The sequence below is a fragment of the Vibrio sp. J502 genome, from assembly GCF_025397955.1.
Classification (GTDB): Bacteria; Pseudomonadota; Gammaproteobacteria; order Enterobacterales; family Vibrionaceae; genus Vibrio; species Vibrio anguillarum.
The window spans coordinates 724,806-744,079 of sequence record NZ_CP104555.1 but is presented as its reverse complement, the minus strand read 5'-3'; the positions used below and the strand labels follow the sequence as shown (position 1 = coordinate 744,079).

General features: G+C 43.1%; 17 protein-coding genes. 11 read left to right on the top strand and 6 right to left on the bottom strand.

Annotation, left to right across the window (positions count from 1 at the left end):
* Nucleotides 1-873: a YdcF family protein gene (locus tag N5E84_RS19075; RefSeq protein WP_019281894.1), complete on the top strand. Its 873-nt coding sequence runs from the start codon at nt 1-3 to the stop codon at nt 871-873.
* 107 nt (nt 874-980) lie between these two features.
* Here N5E84_RS19075 and focA read toward each other — a convergent pair whose 3' ends face one another.
* Nucleotides 981-2,432, bottom strand: a complete 1,452-nt coding sequence (gene focA, locus N5E84_RS19070) for a formate transporter FocA (RefSeq protein WP_026028498.1) — start codon at nt 2,430-2,432, stop codon at nt 981-983.
* Nucleotides 2,433-2,671: 239 nt separating this feature from the next.
* Here focA and N5E84_RS19065 point away from each other — a divergent pair, with 239 nt between their 5' ends.
* Both N5E84_RS19065 and N5E84_RS19060 read left to right on the top strand, forming a co-directional pair.
* Nucleotides 2,672-3,577: a LysR substrate-binding domain-containing protein gene (locus N5E84_RS19065; RefSeq protein WP_013867825.1), complete on the top strand. Its 906-nt coding sequence runs from the start codon at nt 2,672-2,674 to the stop codon at nt 3,575-3,577.
* A gap of 326 nt (nt 3,578-3,903) precedes the next feature.
* A complete protein-coding gene (locus N5E84_RS19060; RefSeq protein WP_019281895.1) occupies nt 3,904-4,410 on the top strand; it encodes a DUF1097 domain-containing protein in 507 nt (168 codons plus the stop codon).
* Between the two features lie 163 nt (nt 4,411-4,573).
* Here the strand turns inward: N5E84_RS19060 and N5E84_RS19055 are convergent, their stop codons facing one another.
* Nucleotides 4,574-6,205 (bottom strand): ATP-dependent endonuclease, encoded by a 1,632-nt coding sequence (locus N5E84_RS19055; RefSeq protein ID WP_029388145.1) that lies wholly within the window; start codon nt 6,203-6,205, stop codon nt 4,574-4,576.
* A 259-nt stretch (nt 6,206-6,464) separates the two neighbouring features.
* On the opposite strand from N5E84_RS19055, the gene N5E84_RS19050 reads away from it, so the two are divergent.
* The 4 genes from N5E84_RS19050 to N5E84_RS19035 all read left to right on the top strand — a co-directional run bounded on the left by N5E84_RS19050 (nt 6,465) and on the right by N5E84_RS19035 (nt 11,524).
* Nucleotides 6,465-8,204: a bifunctional metallophosphatase/5'-nucleotidase gene (locus tag N5E84_RS19050; RefSeq protein ID WP_019281897.1), complete on the top strand. Its 1,740-nt coding sequence runs from the start codon at nt 6,465-6,467 to the stop codon at nt 8,202-8,204.
* A 498-nt stretch (nt 8,205-8,702) separates the two neighbouring features.
* Entirely contained in the window at nt 8,703-9,653 is a 951-nt protein-coding gene (locus tag N5E84_RS19045; protein WP_170900230.1) for a TerC/Alx family metal homeostasis membrane protein, read from the top strand.
* A gap of 247 nt (nt 9,654-9,900) precedes the next feature.
* The gene (locus N5E84_RS19040; RefSeq protein ID WP_076611988.1) at nt 9,901-11,070 is read left to right on the top strand and encodes an ISL3-like element ISVa10 family transposase; all 1,170 of its coding nucleotides are present in this window, start codon (nt 9,901-9,903) and stop codon (nt 11,068-11,070) included.
* 262 nt (nt 11,071-11,332) lie between these two features.
* Nucleotides 11,333-11,524 (top strand): hypothetical protein, encoded by a 192-nt coding sequence (locus N5E84_RS19035; RefSeq protein WP_017042819.1) that lies wholly within the window; start codon nt 11,333-11,335, stop codon nt 11,522-11,524.
* 150 nt (nt 11,525-11,674) lie between these two features.
* Here N5E84_RS19035 and N5E84_RS19030 read toward each other — a convergent pair whose 3' ends face one another.
* Nucleotides 11,675-12,232 (bottom strand): PhnA domain-containing protein, encoded by a 558-nt coding sequence (locus N5E84_RS19030; RefSeq protein WP_029388465.1) that lies wholly within the window; start codon nt 12,230-12,232, stop codon nt 11,675-11,677.
* A gap of 203 nt (nt 12,233-12,435) precedes the next feature.
* On the opposite strand from N5E84_RS19030, the gene N5E84_RS19025 reads away from it, so the two are divergent.
* The 4 genes from N5E84_RS19025 to N5E84_RS19010 all read left to right on the top strand — a co-directional run bounded on the left by N5E84_RS19025 (nt 12,436) and on the right by N5E84_RS19010 (nt 16,245).
* The gene (locus N5E84_RS19025) at nt 12,436-13,518 is read left to right on the top strand and encodes a site-2 protease family protein (RefSeq protein ID WP_026028966.1); all 1,083 of its coding nucleotides are present in this window, start codon (nt 12,436-12,438) and stop codon (nt 13,516-13,518) included.
* Between the two features lie 271 nt (nt 13,519-13,789).
* A complete protein-coding gene (locus N5E84_RS19020) occupies nt 13,790-14,242 on the top strand; it encodes a hotdog fold thioesterase (RefSeq protein ID WP_029388466.1) in 453 nt (150 codons plus the stop codon).
* Nucleotide 14,243: 1 nt separating this feature from the next.
* On the top strand, nt 14,244-14,477 hold the full coding sequence (locus N5E84_RS19015) for a DUF3389 domain-containing protein (RefSeq protein WP_010320752.1): 234 nt from the start codon (nt 14,244-14,246) through the stop codon (nt 14,475-14,477).
* A gap of 79 nt (nt 14,478-14,556) precedes the next feature.
* A complete protein-coding gene (locus tag N5E84_RS19010) occupies nt 14,557-16,245 on the top strand; it encodes an SgrR family transcriptional regulator (protein WP_010320751.1) in 1,689 nt (562 codons plus the stop codon).
* Nucleotides 16,246-16,401: 156 nt separating this feature from the next.
* Here the strand turns inward: N5E84_RS19010 and N5E84_RS19005 are convergent, their stop codons facing one another.
* The 3 genes from N5E84_RS19005 to N5E84_RS18995 all read right to left on the bottom strand — a co-directional run bounded on the left by N5E84_RS19005 (nt 16,402) and on the right by N5E84_RS18995 (nt 19,250).
* The gene (locus N5E84_RS19005) at nt 16,402-18,006 is read right to left on the bottom strand and encodes an ABC-F family ATPase (RefSeq protein WP_019283375.1); all 1,605 of its coding nucleotides are present in this window, start codon (nt 18,004-18,006) and stop codon (nt 16,402-16,404) included.
* A 267-nt stretch (nt 18,007-18,273) separates the two neighbouring features.
* Nucleotides 18,274-18,669, bottom strand: a complete 396-nt coding sequence (locus tag N5E84_RS19000) for a PPC domain-containing DNA-binding protein (protein WP_019283376.1) — start codon at nt 18,667-18,669, stop codon at nt 18,274-18,276.
* Nucleotides 18,666-19,250 carry a TetR/AcrR family transcriptional regulator gene (locus N5E84_RS18995; protein ID WP_013867811.1) on the bottom strand — a complete coding sequence of 195 codons (585 nt, stop codon included), beginning with the start codon at nt 19,248-19,250 and terminating at the stop codon, nt 18,666-18,668. The genes N5E84_RS19000 and N5E84_RS18995 overlap by 4 nt, the downstream gene beginning before the upstream one ends.
* Nucleotides 19,251-19,274 lie beyond the last annotated feature (24 nt).

The following is a 19,274-nucleotide window of genomic DNA, read 5'->3' as shown; positions in this document are numbered from 1 at the left end:
ATGGTAGCCGAGCATCTTTATATCGTATTAGGTAAACGACTTGTTGATCAGCAATTAACATTAGAAGGGCGTAGCCGTGTTGATGGCCTTGTTAAGGCGTTACAACGTCATGACATCGATCATAGTGTCATTGCTTTATGTGGTGGGCTCACGCTAGGGCAACAGATTTCTGAAGCGAAGGCTATGTATCATTATCTTCAATCGGAACTTACTCGGCTCAATGTGTCACTTTCGAATAACCGCATTTTGCTGGAAGAGTACTCAACCAGCACGGTAGAAAATATCGAAAACGTCGCGTTAGAGCTGCAAAAAAACGGTGGTATTGATACGCAAAAAATATTACCTGTCACTTTCATTTCTAACGACTATCACTTGCAGCGTATTTTTGAAATTCAGCAACTAATGGATGAGCAAGGGTTACTGCGAGTGCTTAAACAACGCTGTGAAATGATGGGGATCACGCTGGCTATTTCACCGGATCTGCACGATCACCTCGCGGTGAAATACCCTTATACGCATTTAGCCGCGGAACTGTTTCTATTGGTCGATCAACTAACGACTTACCGTGTCTACCTTGAAGGTGTTGTTGCTGGCTCATTTTTGCGCGATCTCACGCAAGTGAGAGCCATTCCCTACCAAATCGCATATGAGGCTATTTTAGCGATCAACCATAAAATCGCAGACAACCCAAAGTGGGTTTTTGTTCGCTGTCTTACGGATTTATTGATGCAGTGTATCAATGCCACAAAGGGGGCGTTAAGTGTCAGTGAGATTCAACCTTATCTCATTTTGTTCGACAGCAACTTAACGTTATTGAATCGATATCTTGATCCTGAAAACCCATGCGTCGGACGCTGGTGGCGTCAGGGATAGTAACAAGCGAAATAGATGAATCAAAGAGACCCCGCAATGCGGGGTCTTTGCTTTTTAGCCAAGCGACTTATTTCCTGACCAAAAACCGTTTTGAACAAAACAACGTGTTAAGCCGTTTCTAACGTACGCTCTTTGACCACGCTTAGACGCTCGCCATAAATTGGACGTAGTGCTGCCAGTACATGGTTACGAGTTAGCATACCGACAAACTTGCCATCTTCAAGGACGGGGAGATTTTGTGGTTTGTTCACTTTCATGCTTTTTGCGCGCTCTTCTAAAGAGAGTGAGCTAAAACGAGTAGCAATACCCATGCTAGTGGTAGGGTATAATTGTTCTTTATCGATACATAAAAATTCGGCGATATCAATCAGACGGTCAGATGCATCGATGGCGATAACATCGCGGCTCATAAGATCCACCACTTTTTGCCCTTCGGTAGGGAGGTAGTCTTGGCACCATAAATCCACCATGACATCGTGAGCTGAGAAAAATCCGACCAAACGACCAGCCACATCAACCACAGGAGCACTATCGAGCTGGTTATCCAGCAACATATCAATCGCTACTGCGGTTGGCATTTCCACGCCTAGAGTTACAGGTTGGGTGTTCATAATGTCTTTAACTGTAATTGTTTTATTCATTTTCGTTTCCTTCACTGACGTAATTGTTGCTGTTTCCGTAATAGTGCTAATGTTTGCGGCTTTAAGTTGTGGACGGCGGAAAATAGACCAGTTGGCGAGACCAACCAACACAGCACCGCCGACAATATTGCCTAAAGTCACTGGGATAAGGTTTGCCACCACAAATTGATGAATGTTCAAATCTGCGTAATGAGTGGCACTGATACCGATCTGCTGCCAGAAGCTCTCTGGTGCAAAGTTTTGAATCACAATGCCTAAAGGGACCATAAACATGTTGGCTACGCAGTGCTCGAAGCCACTAGAGACGAACATCGCCACAGGCAAAATTGTCATTGCGGCTTTGGTCATTGCATTGGCTGAGCTAAACGTTAACCAAATAGCAAGACAAACCAGTAAGTTACATAGCACCCCAAGAGAAAATGCTTGAACAGGTGTATGGTGTAGTTTGTGCTGTGCGATGTTCAGCGCATTCAATCCCCATTGACCATCATCCAACTGATAGAGACCCGCCCCAGTAACCAAAAGCAGTAAGAACATGGCACCAATGAAGTTACCGATATAAACCTTGCCCCAAATGGATAACATTTTGCTAAAGCTGATTTGTTTATTGGCCCAAGAAATGCTCGACAATACGGAACTGGTGAACAGTTCACCGCCACAAATCACGATTAAAATCAGCCCCATGCTAAAGGCTAAACCACCCGCTAACCGACTGAGCCCCCAACCTGCGTTAGCACTGCCTGTGGTGACAGTGATGTAGAACAAAAATGCTAAGCCGATAAAAGCACCCGCCATAATGGCAAGGCTCAGTGTCATACCGCTGCTTTTCTTGGCTTTGCTTAATGCGAATTTCTCGGCTTCTGCCATCATCTCAATCGGTGAGAACAGCTGTTTATTTTCAGAGTAGGCTGCTGACATACACGCTCCCAAAGCTCAATTTCATAATTACCTCCCAAGTTCAAACAAAGCGTCATGCCTTGCTTCCCATACAGACTAACGAACGAGTCATGAAGTAGTAAAATTGATAATTTTTAGATTACTCATCAAATGAATTGATATGAATAAATGAAAGAGTAGAATGAAACCGTTTGCGCATATTAACTCCCTTGAAATTAAAGGTGTGGCGCGCAGTAGATGAAAGCTAAATAGGAAAAGCAGTGCGGTATTCACTCAAACAATTAGCAGTTTTCGATGCTGTTGCCGATAGTGGCAGCGTCAGTCAAGCTGCGGATAAATTAGCGTTAACTCAATCCGCGACCAGTATGTCGCTAGCACAATTGGAAAAAATGTTAGGTCGCCCTTTGTTCGAAAGACAAGGAAAGCAGATGGCATTAACTCATTGGGGAATGTGGCTTAGGCCGAAAGCGAAGCGTTTATTACAAGATGCTCAGCAGATCGAAATGGGCTTTTATGATCAGCACTTGCTTAGCGGTGAAATCAGTATGGGAGCCAGCCAGACCCCTGCCGAGCACCTCGTTCCAGACCTTATCAGCATTCTTGATAACGATTTCCCAGAGATGCGTATTGAGCTTGGTGTGAAAAGCACCAAAGGGGTGATCGATGGCATCCTCGACTACAAATATGACCTTGGTATCATTGAAGGTCGATGCGATGATAACCGTATTTCCCAAGAAGTGTGGTGTCGAGATCACCTAACAGTGATAGCTTCGGCTCATCATCCTTTTGCCAAATGTAAAACGGTGAGTCTTGCACAGCTTGAACAAGCCAAATGGGTGTTAAGAGAACACGGTTCTGGTACTCGCAATATTTTTGATAGCTCGATTCACCATCTTATTTCCGATTTAGATGTGTGGCGAGAGTACGAACATGTTCCTGTGCTACGCAGTATGGTTGCGAATGGTCCGTACTTAACTTGTTTACCTTACCTCGATGTAGAACGCTTTATTGAGAATGGCCAACTGGTAGCGCTCAATGTGCCTGATCTGAATATGGAAAGAACGTTGTCGTTTATTTGGCGAGCAGATATGGCTGAAAACCCGTTGGTTGAGTGCATTAAGCGTGAAGGACTGCGCATGATGAAAGGACGACCAAGCGTACTTTAAGCTTGTTAATCTTGGTTATGATTTACTTTGTTACTTCTCAATATGGGGTGTGATAAGTGAAGCTATTGAGTGTTCGCATTTATCATCATGTCACACCCTCATTACCTAATCTAACGCTCATGCTCGATTAAAAAGCACTTCAAATGTGTTGATTTATCGTTTGCGTCAACATTTCAATGAAATAAGTGAAATCATTGCATTTATTTCATGACTTAGGTCACTAGTCATCCGTGGTTGAAGCTTTTAATATCGGCACTTGATTTATTGATGTCGCTATAGCAACGGCTTGTTAAATGACAGGCAGATAGCGGCTAAATGAGGGCGCTATGAGCACACTATTTGCAATTTCACTAACGACAGGCATTCTTTCTGGTGTTTGGGGCTGGATAGCCGTTTCGTTAGGCTTACTATCATGGGCTGGCTTTTTAGGATGTACGAGTTATTTTGCCTCTCCAACCGAGGGTATTAAAGGTCTTGCAGAAAGTTTGATAACTAATATCAGTGGCGTTTTTTGGGCAATGGTCATTATTCATTCATCCAGTTTGGTGAGCTTGGATATTTTGGGTTACGTTGTCACTGCGGTAGTGGCATTTTTAATGTGCATTCAAGCGTCGAAAGCGTGGCTTGGTTATATCCCTGGAACCTTTATTGGCGCTTGTGCCACTTTTGCTGCGGGTGGTGATTGGCAACTGGTTATTCCATCACTTCTATTCGGTGGCATTTTTGGCTTTGCGATGAAAACAAGTGGTATGTGGTTGCATCAACGATCTAACCAGCCAACGCTGAGCGACAGCGCAACTGTTGAAACGCGTTCTAAATCCTCAACTTGTTAATTTATGTTTAAGACTAATGCTGGTGAAATCTGCATTGGTAAAGGTTACCCTCAATTGATCCGTATCGATTCATCAAAATTGTTGATATACCCATTCAATATAAGATTAGTCACATATAGCGAAATGGAAATGATACGAGGCACACAATCATGTGTGCCTTTTTTTACGTGTGGCCATTGGCCATCGTAATCACGCGTTTTAGTGTCCAGCGCAGCAGTACAGGAATAAAGTCCACACCTTGTTGTTCACAATGGGAAACGATGGCAAGCGCCAAATCAGGTTTCGCGTGTTTTTTCAGCACACGTGTGACCACTTTTTTCGCAGGGATTGGATGATCGTAAGGTATTTTAATCAAATCTTTGAAGAAGTGTTCAAAGCCATGAGAGTACAGAAAATGTTCGATATCTCGATCGGGAAGTTCGGTCAGGCGATGCCGTTCTTGATCACCTGTTAGCATACCGCGTACCGTTGACGAATATTTTTTGCCAGCGGGATCGCCATCAGTCACGACATGCCAATCAATGCCAAACGCTTTCGCCACTTTAATTAAGGACTTCAGACCAGACTGAGCAAATTCGACAATTTGTACTCCTTCGGCGGCTAGATTATAGCCACACTGGCGAGCCAGCTCACTAAACAGCCACACCTCAGTTTCTCCTTCAACCAACAACCAGCAGCGAGCAAAAAGCACTCCTGAGCGATGAAAACGGATATGAAAACCGATACGTCGTAGTTCGTCCTTACTCAATCCACGGGAGACCATCGAATTTGCAATGGTACGGTCAGAAGTACGCACCAAACGCCGAATCGAATGAAGGGGAACAGAGCCAAGCAGATCACCACTGTTCGTTGTGAGAATTTTTTGCATGGGTAATAGTTGAAGTAAACTCCAAGCGCGCGCCAGATGAGTAGGGTGCAATCGACCTTCGGGATCTTCGATAATCAGCAGCGGCCTAGCGCAACGTCGTAGGTCAGTCGGGCCTTTGGCTTGTAGATAAGCATTGAGTAAGCCCATCAACAGCAAACGAGTTTGCTTATTTTTAGTCTCTTCAACAAATTGGCTTATGTTTTTATCGGCGGTTGGGCTGGAATAGACTAAGCTGTCACGTTGCTGTCTTGGGTTTTTACGTGTCTGACTTTTGAATGAAAAATAGTGATCAACTAATACATTCATTGAGTTAAGGCTACTTCTCATCTCGCCTTTGTTGACATGCCCAGGAATGGCCAGTAAACGACGACAGGTATTATCAATACGTTTTTCGGCGCGAGAATTTTTACCATTACCATTGATGAAAGGTCGCTCGAAACGCCGTGAATCTTTCAAACGGATCACTGGGTGTAAGCTCATCAGCTCTTGCGCCAATTTCTCAGAATGATGCAGCGGTAGTGGGTTGCCTTCGAGGTCTAAAAACAGGTAGCGAGTGGTAATATCATATTGCTCACGAGTAGCGCTGATACGATAGAATATCCGTTTCGTACCGGTTTCATCTTCAACCCAAATCGGCCTCAGCTTACGATAACGACCGGAGCGAGATTCATTTTTGTCTGTAGAAACAAAGCTTAGGACGATTTGTAAATGTTGAGTTTGAGGGTGAGCGATAGAGTAATCGACGTGGAAATCTTGCATTTCAAATTGATAAGGTACGCCGTTGGCTGGCAGCACCACTGATAATGCATCCAACAATGAGGACTTACCCCAAGTATTTTCACCGATCAATGTGGTGAGTTCATCAAAAGCGAGCGATAAACGTTTGATTCCTCTGAATCCGGAAATTTCAATTCGCTCTAGATGCATAGGCAGACTCCTTTTATAACTCAACAAGTTAGCTTCTCGCTGAGTCTGTTTTTCTTTAAGCATAATGGAAATTATGCAGATAAGTAGGCTGCTGGCTCGCATATCAAGTGTTTATGCTGGGGCAGCCGAATGAAACAAAGGCTACAAAGCGTGATGAGGTTGACTTAGCGTAATTATATTTTCAAACTCGTTTCATAAAAGTCACGATTCTGTCATGATTCTTCAGCTAGGATAGAGTGGAAAAAGAAGAGAAAGATAAATGATGCATAAAAAGAATAGACCAGCATCAATTATGCTGGCACACATTAATGACACTCACTCATATTTTGAACCGACATCGCTGCAATTGACTCTCCACATCCAACAGCAGACTTTAACACCGTATGTAAGCGCTGGCGGCTTTGCTCGAATTGCAACACGAGTTCAGCAATTGAAAGAAGATGCGGCGCGTATGAAGCGAGCCTTTGTATTTTTACACGCTGGGGATTGTTTCCAAGGCACGCTCTATTTCTCGCTATTTAAAGGTAAAGCCAATGCGGACATGCTCAACGCATTGAATCTTGATGCGATGGCATTAGGCAATCACGAACTGGATATGGGTAATGAACCCGTTGCCCATTTTGTTAAACGTATTCAATTTCCATTGCTAGCTGGCAATTGGGATCTTTCCAATGAAAGATCGAATAAGCCTTTTCCAATAGCCGGTAGCCCGCAAGTGATAAGTTATCAACCTCAAGGTAAATACGCTCGCTGGATAGAAAAACAGGCTGGTGATGAAACGATTGCAATTTTCGGCTTGTCACTCGATAAAATGGCTGATATTGCCAACCCAGATCTAGATACTCCATTTATTAACGCTATCCAAACGGCAAAAAATACGGTTGCTGAAATACGCGCTAAAGGGATCAACAAAATTGTTCTACTTAGCCATTTAGGTTATGAAGCGGACATTGAGCTCGCACAGCAAGTGGAAGGCATTAGTGTTGTCGTCGGCGGGCATAGCCACCGATTACAAGGCGATTTTAGTGCACTAGGGCTGATGAAAGATGACGAGTATGGTTTAAGAATTAACGACACTTATGTCGTCCAATCCGGTTATCATTCTTTGAGCTTAGGTCATTGTTATATCGACTTTTCAGCCGATGGCAAAGTGGACAAATTTCAGGGTCGTAATGAACTGTTACTTGGCCGTCGACTGTTTCTTGATGCCAGCATGAGCGAAGCGGGCACCGATAACACCCATTTAGCGGCGTGCGAATTTTTAAGCCAACACCCTAATGTGGTGGTGTGTAAGAAAGATCCGCAGGTCCAAGGAATATTGATCGATAAATACATGCCGCGAGTACGTCAGCTGCAACAAAATATTATCGCACATGCTGATCGTTTCTTAAGACACGTCAGAATTCCTGATGAAATTGGGCCGAGTGAGTTGGCTCCTTTGGTGGCTCAATCATTTGTCTATGCCATGCGGCAAAGAGGGCACCCCGTGCAGTTTGCAATACATAACGCTGGTGGAGTCAGAAACTCGCTCAACGCCGGACAAGTTTCGGTGGCAGACATTGCCGGAAATTTATTGCCTTTTGCCGTTCCTATTGGTGTCTACCGAGTGCAGGGAGAAACCTTAATTGAGATGCTTGAAGGGGCGATTAATAATGCGCTGGGCAATGGGGTCGACGGCACAGGTTCTGGCAGTTATCCTTACACCCACAATCTCTCGTTTACTTATGCCGCCGATCGGCCTGTAGGACAACGCATCACAAATGTGTTGTTATTTGATGAGCAAAAAGGTTGGCAACCAATTGATCTTAATCGTTATTATTGTGGAACCTCTTCGGCCTATACCATGAAAGGCAAAGAGGGATATGATACGATACTGAAAATGAAGGGAGAAGGTTTTGTTTCGAATGTGTCAATGGCCGATGCGTTTATTGAACTGCTGACGGAAAAACCTGAAATACTTAACCACGCAGGAACTCAACCCCAACATCATTATCAGTAACTCGGTTTGATATAAATTTACTGGCATAGACTTTGCTTTTTAACTTTCAGTCTTAACGCATCTTCAACCCGATGAAGGTGCATGAAGATGTGAAAGGGGAAAGTATAATGTGGATTAGAGATTGGTTAGATGCTGCTGTCGTCGTTGCTTGGGTCAGTGCATGGTCTGTATTGGTGTATTTATTACCACTGGCAGGCGTATAAAAATCTAAGCTAAAAAGGAGCATAAATGGCTCCTTTTTTTGATCACGGCTATGGACCTTTGCATCCAATAGGCATAAAATCCGCGCTGATTGGGGAGTAGTCGCCTTTGTTTACTTATCGTCAGCTCGTTAAGCGCATGCTTATCCGGTAAGTATAAATAGCCTTCTGTTAAAAACGGAATGCTTATTTCGACGAGACCAACGCATTCAGCTCTGTTCATTATGAACAGCGGTTTTTGTTTGCGGAAGGTTTCGATCGGTTAATCCCATCTTATCCTTCCGCCTTTGGAGGATATATGACCCCAACAACCTATCTCAGCTTTGCAATTCTGACTCTATTTCTTGTTGTTATCGATATTTGGCAAACCCGTGGCGGTAAAGTCACGATCACTAAAGCGGCCGTTTGGAGCGTGATTTGGTTTATGCTGGCGTTTGCATTCGCCGCGAGTATCTATTTCTTTTGGGATAGTTACGCACCAACCAGTTCATACAGTGCCGAAAAGGCGACGATCTCGTTTATTACTGGCTACTTGTTAGAAAAATCGTTAAGTGTTGATAACTTATTCGTCTTTGCGATTATTTTTCATCAATACGCAGTCCCTGAGCATTTACGCCCGCGGGCTCTATTGTGGGGAGTGATCGGCGCTTTGTGTTTACGAGCGGTGATGATTGTGATTGGTGCGCAGCTGCTTGAACAATATCATTGGTTACTTTATGTGTTTGCATTATTTCTTATGTGGACCGGTATTCAACTTGCGCGTGAGAAAGGCGATGAACAGCTAAACCCAATGCCGGAGAAGCTGATTCGACGTTGGTTCAATGTGACGGATCATTACGAAGGGAATGCTTTGGTTGTGAGCCGCAATAAGCAATGGTTTGTGACTCCAATGATGATTGTGATTGGCGTGATTGCTTTTATGGATGTCATGTTCGCATTAGATTCAATACCGGCTATTTTTGCCGTGACCCGCGAACCCTTTTTAGTGTTAGCAGCGAACGTGTTTGCGTTACTTGGTTTGCGATCTTTGTACTTTGTGTTGCAAGGGATGATGGATAAGTTTATTTACCTAAAACCAGCGCTTTCCTTCATCATGATCTTCATTGGTATTAAGATGATGCTAGTCGGTTCTGCGTGGGAAATTCCGACACCAGTCTCACTGGGCGTACTGTTAGTCACTATGATTATTGCGGTGTTGGCTTCTGTCTATAAGCAGAGAAGTCCATTACCTGCTACTCATAAGTCATAATATAAGTAAACAGAGGTAAGTGTTTGACAATACTTACCTCTCTCCTTTATTTATCCTTTATCTAACCAACGATAAAAACATGGCTCTTCTCCGCTTTCATGAGTCTGTATGCACAGGCTCATTCATCATAATCACATGATTTATAATGCTTATTTTAAAAATAAGTCAGTAGTCTATTTTGTCGTCTTTGTCTTCCTCGTTATTTAGCTTTAAAGGCCAGTGTGTTGAATCTTGTTCAATAGAAGAAATGTCCCAAGGCGTACTCGTTCGCTGTCGTCGAGATCGTAGGTATAAAGTCAAAGAGCCAATATCAGGGACTTCCTGCACCGTCGATCACTACGTTAAAAGACGTCTTCAAGATTTACCTGTGAGTGGGCGACCTTGTACGATTGAGGTTGAGCTGGCTAAAACTAGAGACAAAGAAGGACGACGGTTGATCGAAGAGACTGAATATGTGGCTAAAGGTGGTCGTTATACCGCTCGCTTTTGCAAGTTCATCAGTGGGTTATGTCGCCATATGAGCATACATGCCGTCTCTCAACATTTAGGAATCCGCTGGGAAACAGTAAAAAATATCGATAGGGAATACTTGCGTTCAAGCCTACCAGCATTAGACCCCGAGAAACTGAATAACTTGGTTCATATTGGCGTCGATGAAGTTGCCAGAGCCAAGAGACACGATTATATGACGGTTGTTTATGACCTCGTCTCTGGGCATTTAATTTGGGTTGAACATGGCCGAAAAGCAGAAGTTCTGATCTCCTTCTTTGAGCAACTATCAGAAGAAACCAAATCAGGAATCAAAGCAGTATCAATGGATATGGGCCAGTCTTACCAGTCGGCGGTCAGGAAAATGCTTCCCAATGCTGATATTGTTTTTGACCGATTTCATGTCATGCAGAACTACTGCATCTTAATCAAAAAAGAGAGAGCAAAAGCTTTTAGAAATGGCTCTCACGACGAAAAAAAAATGTTGAAAGGAACGCTCTTCCTCCTACTGAAAAACGCTCACAAATTGGATGATAGGCAGTCTGACAGACTTGATGACTTACTTGAGAGCAACAAGACTTTGTGCGTTGTTTACATGCTCAAAGAGCAGCTACAAGCCATATGGGATGAACCCGATTACGAAACAATGGTGGCAGCTCTAGAAGCTTGGTGTCGTCTTGCCAAATCGACCAGAATACTTTCCTTAATTAATTTTGCCGATGCTTTATTGGAAAGAAAAGTGGGTATTTGTAACTACGGAAAATACAAACTGACTAACGCTCGGGTAGAAGCAGGTAATGTCTCGATTGGCTTACTCAGACGAAGGGCAAGAGGGGTGAGAGATACAGACTATTTCAAATTGAAGATCAGACAAACATCGGTTCCCGATACACACTCAACTTTTTACCCAAATATCAAGCTCACCTAAGCGGAGAAGAGCCAAAACATTAATGTGAAAATTTTGTAAATAACCGGTGTTTTTGTTTTTCATTGCGATTTAAATTCACCAAATCAAACTTAATGTGAATAAGTAGTCGATTATCGTGGATAATAAAAGTATGCATTGTTATGGGGTTGTTTCATTAGAATAACTAATTTGAATGTGGAAAATTTGTCATTTTTTAACCAAAAAAATATCACCTAGAATTCATTTCAACAAAGTAAGTTACCGAATTAACAGAGAGGCTATCATGGCACAAGCAATGAATATGGGTACGATTACAGCACCTACCTCTATGGATAAAAAAACCTACGCGGTTAACTTCAAAGGATTGATTGCACATTTAGTTGATATTCTGTTTGTCGACCACAGCGAACCTCGCAGCTACTACGCGAATAATTTGTCTGGTCACATGCAGAAAGATATCGGTTTATACCGTTAATTCAATGTGTAGAGATGTAAAAGCCGACGGATTAAATAGTCGGCTTTTTTGTATTTAAAATTTACTAGTTTCACTGCTCATGAAAACAACGGTTTCCGAAAAACAAAGGCGCAAACTAAGTTGCGCCTTTATTTTATTCGTCAATGGCTATTATTTTTTGCGACAGTATTCAGCAATGATATACATCGATTGGCCATTAGCTTTACCAGAGATCAACTTAGGATCGTCGCTTAAACTGATACCGCGAACCACAGTACCCTGTTTAATGACTTGGCTTGAGCCTTTGATAGGGAGATCTTTAATGATGGTTACGTCGTCGCCTTTTTTCAGTTCTACGCCATTCACATCACGAGGCTTTTCTGCATCATCATCCATACCAATTTCAGCCCATTTTGCAGCTTCTTCTTCAAGATACATCATATCAAGTAGGTCTTGAGCCCAACCTTCAGTGGCCGCAAGGCGCTTAAGTTGACGCCACGCCAGTACTTGAACGGGTTGCTCTTGGCTCCACATGCTGTCGTTCAAACAACGCCAATGGTTCACATCTACTGTTTCTGGGTTCTCAATTTGGCCTTTGCAGACATCACACAACATAACGGCATGGTCAACAGTAACCATAGTGTGTGGCGCTACCACAAATGGAGATTCTGATGAACAAAGCTCACATTTTGATTGGCTGCGTTCAAGTAAAGTTGCTTCAGTAGACATAGTACCCACCTTGTAAAAATATGTAAGCGCGTATTATCCACGTTACGACTGGAATTAAAAGGGGAGATGGCAAAAAGCTTGGTATTCGTGAGGGAATTGAACTAAGTCATCTTCAATAGTAAGAAAATGGGCATCGTGCTTTACGCTGTTATTGCCCAAAGGCATAATGAACGCCGTTTTTATGTTTGTATGTAGGTATCACTGTGGAACTCCTTTCCGCTCCATTTTTAGGAAAATCACTTCGTCTCGAAGGTTCAATGTCAGGCTGGCAGCAACTCTATTGGGATAATCAACTGGTCGCGCAATGCGATGCGACAGGGAATATCGAGGCGACAACGACCCATAGATTTCAGTTGTTAAGTGGTGAAACGCCGATCCAATGTGAACTAAATGTCGAGCTGAGTTGGCAACCTTTTAAACTTCGTTATCAAGCATTAGTTAATGGTGACATTGTCACGCAGGGCGAGCGTTCAGAAAAAGACATTGAAAAACAAACACCATATAGCCCGCCAAAACCGGAGCGACGTTTTAGCCTTATTGGTCTAGTCTCACTTGGTATGAAAGCACTGAAAAGTGCCAAGCTGATTAAAGTTGTTCTGGCGTCAGCAAGTATCGCAGCCTATTCGTGGTTATTTTCCTTCCAGTTTGCTATGGCGCTTATTGCCTGTTTGGTGTTCCATGAATTTGGCCATATCAAAGCGATGAAGTATTTTGGTATGAAGACTAAAGGCATTTATCTCATTCCATTTCTTGGTGGCTTGGCATTAAGTGATGAAAAAATCAATACACGTTGGCAAGATGTAGTGATCTCAATTATGGGGCCATTTTTTGGTTTGCTTCTCTCGGTTGTACTGGTTGTCGTTTATTGGATAACGGGAGAGATATTTTTTGCCGGCCTTGCTGTTTTTAATGCCTTTCTCAATCTCTTCAATCTATTGCCTATATTGCCGCTTGATGGTGGTCACGTGTTAAAAAGCATCAGCTTTTCTATGAACAGCACTTTGGGGATTGCGTTGTGTGCTCTTGCGGCGATCGCTGGTGTCATTTTGAGCTATTGGCTTGGATTAACCCTGTTCGGCTTTTTATTGATTATGGGCAGCATTGAAATTGTGATGGAATGGAAGCAGCGTCATCAAAGTCATTTGCTACCTCTGAATCGATATGGACAAATTGTAGCTTCACTTTGGTATGTCAGTTTAGTGGCTGCGCTTATCGCTATTATTTGGGGTTTTGCAACGACAGGGGATGAGCTGCTACAACTGCCATTACGCATTTTAGGTACTTGAGTCGGTACGTTGGCACCTGTAAGCCATGTATCAGAGCACTTTTTGTGCTCATCTTTAAGCGCTTAAATGACATCTTTGTATGAAGAGGCTTCTTAGCACCGATAAACGGCTAATGACAACACTGCAGTTAATATTTATGAGCGATCGGATCTGTCTCGAAAATGTTTAGTTGGCAGGATCTCAATCGCTGGAACTGACTGATTACTCGCTGCAAGTTGTTACCTTTTAAGTATAGAATGAATCTCTTTTACGATGAATGAGACAAAAAAGCATGGATATTTGGAAGAAGCCTATCGATTTAATAACATTAAACGCCACCTCCAAAAACACCTTGATAGAGCATCTCAATATTATTTATACCGATTATACTGATCACTCTTTGTCTGCGACCATGCCTGTTTGTCACTTTACCCATCAGCCGCTTGGTATGCTGCATGGTGGCGCCTCGGTGGTACTTGCGGAAACCCTAGGTTCAGTTGCCGCGAATTTCAGTGTGGATCAAGAACACTATTGTGTAGGGTTAGACATTAATGCTAATCATGTTCGCGCCATGCGAGAGGGGATAGTTATAGGAACAGCGACACCTATCCATCTTGGTATTTCAACGCAAGTATGGCAAATCAATATCACTGATGAGCGCGAACGTTTGGTGTGCACCAGCCGTTTGACGGTCGCAGTACAAAAAATTCGTAACCGTTCTCAAGCTATCAAGGTTGATTTATAAAATGGTGATTGAATTTTCAGGTGGAAAAATCATCGTAACACCCCATGAATTAGTGGTACGAGTATTGGGTGATCTCGCCATCACGCTACAAGCCCAAGCCGATGCTGTTCAGCTCATTGGGAGAGGGGCGAATGTCATCTCTGTAAATTGCTCAGAAAGTAAATGGTCGATTAAGTTGGACAACGAAGAGCAAATTCAGCAACTTTCTCAACAACTCGGCTGTAATATTCTTTAAACAGTGATTAAGACTATTGCATAACCAATATAAAATGAGGAAACTATCTCTGTTTTTTATAAACTGAGATTTCCTCTTTATGAGTAGCCCACGACTTCGCGTTCAATTTGAATCCTTATTTGAGCACTTTAACGGCCAAGATGTTGGTGTCCAGCTAGAAGAGATCACCGAGATCCTTTTCTGCACACGCCGTAATGCGCGTATTGTTCTAAATAAAATGGAGGATGAAGGCTGGATAGAATGGCGTCCTGCGGCGGGGCGTGGAAAATTATCCGATCTCATTTTTAAACGTAGTCGCAGTGATGTCAGTGAAAACCTTGCGCGTCGATACTTGGATGAAGGTAAAATTGGCCATGCATTTTCAGTACTGGATCAAGATGCTGCGAAACTGACGCAAGTGATCCAAAGCTATCTTGGTGTTCAGCATCAAGAAGGTCTGCAAGTCATACGGTTGCCTTATTATCGCCCGCTTTCAATGCTAAACCCGCTAAAATCCATGCGTCGATCTGAGCAACATATCGTAATGCAAATTTTTAGTGGATTAACGCGGCTAGATGAGTATGAACAGCTGCAGCCAGATCTCGCACATACATGGGAATCGGTGACAGCAACACATTGGCGTTTTTATCTTCGCCCAGGGGTTCGTTTCCACAATGGTGATTTGCTTACCACCGACGGTGTTATCCAAAGTTTGTGGGAACTGCGATTTCTGAATTTATTCTCTCATCTTGATAGGATCAGCTCGCCCTCCAACTGGGTTATCGATATCTTTTTACAAAAAGCGGATAGCCGCTTACCGCTTCTTTTATCTGAGTCATGTGCCAAGATTTTACTACCAGAGTCCAATCGTAGTGATAATTTTGATTTAATGCCGATTGGTACTGGCCCTTATAAAGTCATTTTAAATGATGAAAAACGCTTAGTTTTGCAAGCGTTTGATGGATATTTTGGATTTAGGCCTTTGCTTGACCGGGTCGAAGTGTGGGTGATTGACGAAGTACATTCTTCGATGGTTTTTCCTAGCTTATCGCATCCGATAAAAACAAAGCGAGGTTCATTCACAGAAGACGTGGATCTTGATCCCGGCTGTACTTATTTGTTACTCAATCGAAAAAATGGTGTTGCCGCTGATGAAAATTGGGCTCGCTACCTCACTAATAAACTCAGTACTCTCAACCTATTTCGTCAATTACCAGAAGACAAAGTGGTCGAATTGGGGGTGTTACCTGCTTATGGTTTGAAACCGGGCTGGTATCATCAGTCATCGGGAGATGTTGCCGCTACACCGCCGGGTGAGCGTTCGATCACCATTGCATATCATGCTCAACATCCTATGTTTCCAAGCTTAGTGAAAACAATACAACAGCTGTTAAAAGAAGATGGGATTTCGGTGGAGCTTGTTAAATATGATTTGACGGTTGAAGACACCGATGCTGTCGATGTTTGGGTCAAACCGATGGGAATTGCCAACCACAGAGAAGATGCGTTAGCAGGATGGTTACTTGATTACAGTGATATCGAGCATTTAAGCCGCGCTGAAGATTTTTCGTATTGGTGTCAGTTAGTGGATGAATGGCGCGCCGATCCAAATGCCATATTTCCGGCCAAAGAGATTGGCAAGTCTTTGATAGAAAAACAGCAAGTTATCCCGATGTTCCACTGTTGGTTAGGGATAAGCAAAGATCAATGTGGTGCATTACAAAACGCGAAATGCAACGCGTTAGGCTGGTTTGATTTTAGCAATGTTTGGGTTAAACCAGAGTTATAACAAATCACAGTGATACCCAAACGACTTGGAGTTACAAGTAGGCGGCTTGTCAGTGGCCGATAAAATAAGCTAAGAGTAAACAGCAGAATCTAAATTATCCGTTGTTGCCGTCATTTCTGGCGGCAACAAGTATCAAGAATTATGACGTTGGTTTGATTACGCCGCAGCTAACAACTTCTGTTGATGAGCCAAGTATTCATCGTACGTTCCTTGGAAGTAGACCAACTGTTTGTTTTTCACATCAATGATCGAAGTGGCCAGCGAAGAGACAAACTCGCGATCGTGGCTAACAAAAATCAGTGTCCCCGTGTAGGACTTTAGCGCGTTATTGAGCGCCTCAATCGCTTCCATATCCATGTGGTTGGTTGGCTCGTCCATGATCAGCACGTTGATATCTTGCATCATTAGTTTGCCAAATAGCAGACGGTTCTTCTCACCACCCGAGCAGTTTCTTGCTTTCTTATTCACATCATCAGCTGTAAAGAGTAGTCGGCCAAGAATGGCACGCACCATCAAATCATCATGTTTTACGGTGCGCCACTGCGAGATCCAATCAAAGATAGTCAGATCGTTATCAAAATCGACAGTACTGTCTTGAGGGCAATAGCCAATTGAGGCATTCTCAGACCATTTCACCACACCTTGGTTGGCCTGAAGCTCTTTGACTAAGCAGCGTAGAAAGGTCGTTTTACCGACGCCGTTTTCACCAATTACCGCCAAACGCGAGCCCGCCTCAAGCAGCAGATTACCACCGTTGAAGAGCTGTTCATCGTCAAAAGCGTGGCCGAGATTTTGTAGTTCAAGTGCAAGGCGATGCAGTTTCTTACCTTCACCAAAATCAATCGAAGGACTGATGCGGCTTGAGGATTTCACTTCATCAAGCTTGATCTTGTCCATTTTTTTTGCGCGTGAGCTAGCTTGTTTTGCTTTTGAAGCATTGGCACCAAAGCGGTTAACGAAGTCTTGCAGTTCGTTGATCTCGGCCGCTTTTTTCGCGTTGCCAGAGAGTAACTGCTCTCGAATCAAGCTTGACGCTTCAAGAAAAAACTCATAATTACCCGGATAAATACGCAGTTCACCGTAATCAATATCAGCCATATGGGTACACACTGAGTTCAAAAAGTGACGGTCATGGGAAATAATAATCATGGTGCATTTACGCTGATTAAGTTCTTCAGCCAACCAACCAATGGTGTGGATGTCTAAGTTGTTGGTTGGCTCATCGAGCAGCAAAATATCTGGGTTGGCAAACAAGGCTTGCGCCAACAAAACGCGCAGTTTCCAACCAGGAGCCACTTGCTGCATCAAACCAAAATGAAACGATTCCTCAATACCCGCTTTTAACAAAATATCACCCGCGCGACTTTCGGCGGTGTAACCATCCATTTCAGCGTATTCGCTTTCAAGCTCGGCGACTTTCATGCCGTCGGCTTCGCTCATCTCGGCTAATGAATAAATGCGGTCACGCTCTTGCTTGATCTCCCATAGTTTACGGTCACCCATAATCACGGCATCAATTACTGTGTATTGTTCGAAAGCAAACTGATCTTGGCTCAGCACACCCAATTTTAGCCCTGGTGTAATGGAAACGTTGCCTGAGCTGGGAGTTAACGCGCCACTCAAGATCTTCATGAACGTCGATTTACCACAGCCGTTAGCGCCAATCAAACCGTAGCGATTGCCGTTACCGAATTTTGCAGAAATGTTTTCAAATAAAGGCTCAGCGCCAAATTGCATGGTGATATTTGCGGTAGAGATCAAGAGAGTTTTCCTAGGTATTCAGTTTAGCGAATCAGTGATGTGCAGACGCCAAATCAACAGAACATAAACAATGGTTAAATAGGCGGCGAATTATACAGAGTTATTACAAAAAGAACAGATGTGAGAGATAGCTCACAGATGGAAATTGCTCAACGTCGAATTGCCTATCGTTATTGGGGAGAAATGGGTGAATAAAAAACACGCTTCACCACATTTTACAGAATGTAGACTAGTATATGCGCATTCACTTTTACCATTAAAGGGATTTTAACAAGGTGCCACCAGCTCACTGTAGCCCGTTTGATTATCAAATTCTCGCTCAAACACTAAGTTAGGGTAGGAATGTAAAATCAGCTCTGCGGTAGTATTGACAAAACAACCATCCAAAAGATGACCACCGATCACTTTGCCTGTTTTATCTGCAACCGCAATGTGCAAGTGTTGATGAGATGCGGTTAGCGTGCCAATCAAAGAGACAATTTCAAATGCATCAACAAGGTGTAGATCTGAAGAGCCATCAGCGAGGCGGATGCGCATTTCAGATAGGCACCCGACACAAGAAGCGATGTTACCTGCTTGTATATTCTCTTGCTTTATCAACGCGGCAATAGATTGCTTTAAGTCGTGGCCTTTTATTAAGCGAGACACTGTCACTTTTATCATGGAGCATTTCCCTTAAGCAATATCAATAACGATTCTAAGGCAGCATTAATGTCGTCATAACGCTTAGCTTTTCCCATTACACGAATTCCTTGCATCTGGACCAGTACCAGTTTTGCTAATTGATTTGCATCCAGCAATGTACCAATTTGTTTTTGCTCCTGGGCGTTTCGTAGTGCGTGACTAATAACGGCTAGTAACTGGTCAAAAAGTTGTTGGCCTTTTGCTAACACATACTCATCTTGCCCTGCGTGTTCAATCAGGGCGTTTTGCATGAAGCATCCCGATGAACTTGTCTTTTGCAATTTTGCAAATTCTTTAAGAAAAGCAGTCAATTCTTCAAACGCTGAGTTCGTTTGGTTAAGTTCAGCAAGGCGAGGGAGTGGCACTGATACCAGATATTTATCCAATGCTTCGTAATAGAGCGTTTTTTTATCACCATACGCATTATAAAGGCTAAAACGGTTAATTTTCAGCGTATCAATTAGATCGGAAATGGCGGTATTGGAGTACCCTTTTTTCCAAAACAGATCCATTGCCACAATCAGTTTTTCCTCTCTATCGAAATTACTTTTACGAGCCATAATTAAGTTTCTCTACAAAAATTG

What these genes read in the sequence shown, in the direction of transcription:
- N5E84_RS19075 (WP_019281894.1), top strand. Translation starts at nt 1, where the DNA reads ATGGTAGCCGAGCATCTTTATATCGTATTAGGTAAACGACTTGTTGAT.
- focA (WP_026028498.1), bottom strand. Translation starts at nt 2,432, where the DNA reads ATGTCAGCAGCCTACTCTGAAAATAAACAGCTGTTCTCACCGATTGAG.
- N5E84_RS19060 (WP_019281895.1), top strand. Translation starts at nt 3,904, where the DNA reads ATGAGCACACTATTTGCAATTTCACTAACGACAGGCATTCTTTCTGGT.
- N5E84_RS19055 (WP_029388145.1), bottom strand. Translation starts at nt 6,205, where the DNA reads ATGCATCTAGAGCGAATTGAAATTTCCGGATTCAGAGGAATCAAACGT.
- N5E84_RS19050 (WP_019281897.1), top strand. Translation starts at nt 6,465, where the DNA reads ATGATGCATAAAAAGAATAGACCAGCATCAATTATGCTGGCACACATT.
- N5E84_RS19045 (WP_170900230.1), top strand. Translation starts at nt 8,703, where the DNA reads ATGACCCCAACAACCTATCTCAGCTTTGCAATTCTGACTCTATTTCTT.
- N5E84_RS19040 (WP_076611988.1), top strand. Translation starts at nt 9,901, where the DNA reads ATGTCCCAAGGCGTACTCGTTCGCTGTCGTCGAGATCGTAGGTATAAA.
- N5E84_RS19035 (WP_017042819.1), top strand. Translation starts at nt 11,333, where the DNA reads ATGGCACAAGCAATGAATATGGGTACGATTACAGCACCTACCTCTATG.
- N5E84_RS19030 (WP_029388465.1), bottom strand. Translation starts at nt 12,232, where the DNA reads ATGTCTACTGAAGCAACTTTACTTGAACGCAGCCAATCAAAATGTGAG.
- N5E84_RS19020 (WP_029388466.1), top strand. Translation starts at nt 13,790, where the DNA reads ATGGATATTTGGAAGAAGCCTATCGATTTAATAACATTAAACGCCACC.
- N5E84_RS19015 (WP_010320752.1), top strand. Translation starts at nt 14,244, where the DNA reads ATGGTGATTGAATTTTCAGGTGGAAAAATCATCGTAACACCCCATGAA.
- N5E84_RS19010 (WP_010320751.1), top strand. Translation starts at nt 14,557, where the DNA reads ATGAGTAGCCCACGACTTCGCGTTCAATTTGAATCCTTATTTGAGCAC.
- N5E84_RS19000 (WP_019283376.1), bottom strand. Translation starts at nt 18,669, where the DNA reads ATGATAAAAGTGACAGTGTCTCGCTTAATAAAAGGCCACGACTTAAAG.
- N5E84_RS18995 (WP_013867811.1), bottom strand. Translation starts at nt 19,250, where the DNA reads ATGGCTCGTAAAAGTAATTTCGATAGAGAGGAAAAACTGATTGTGGCA.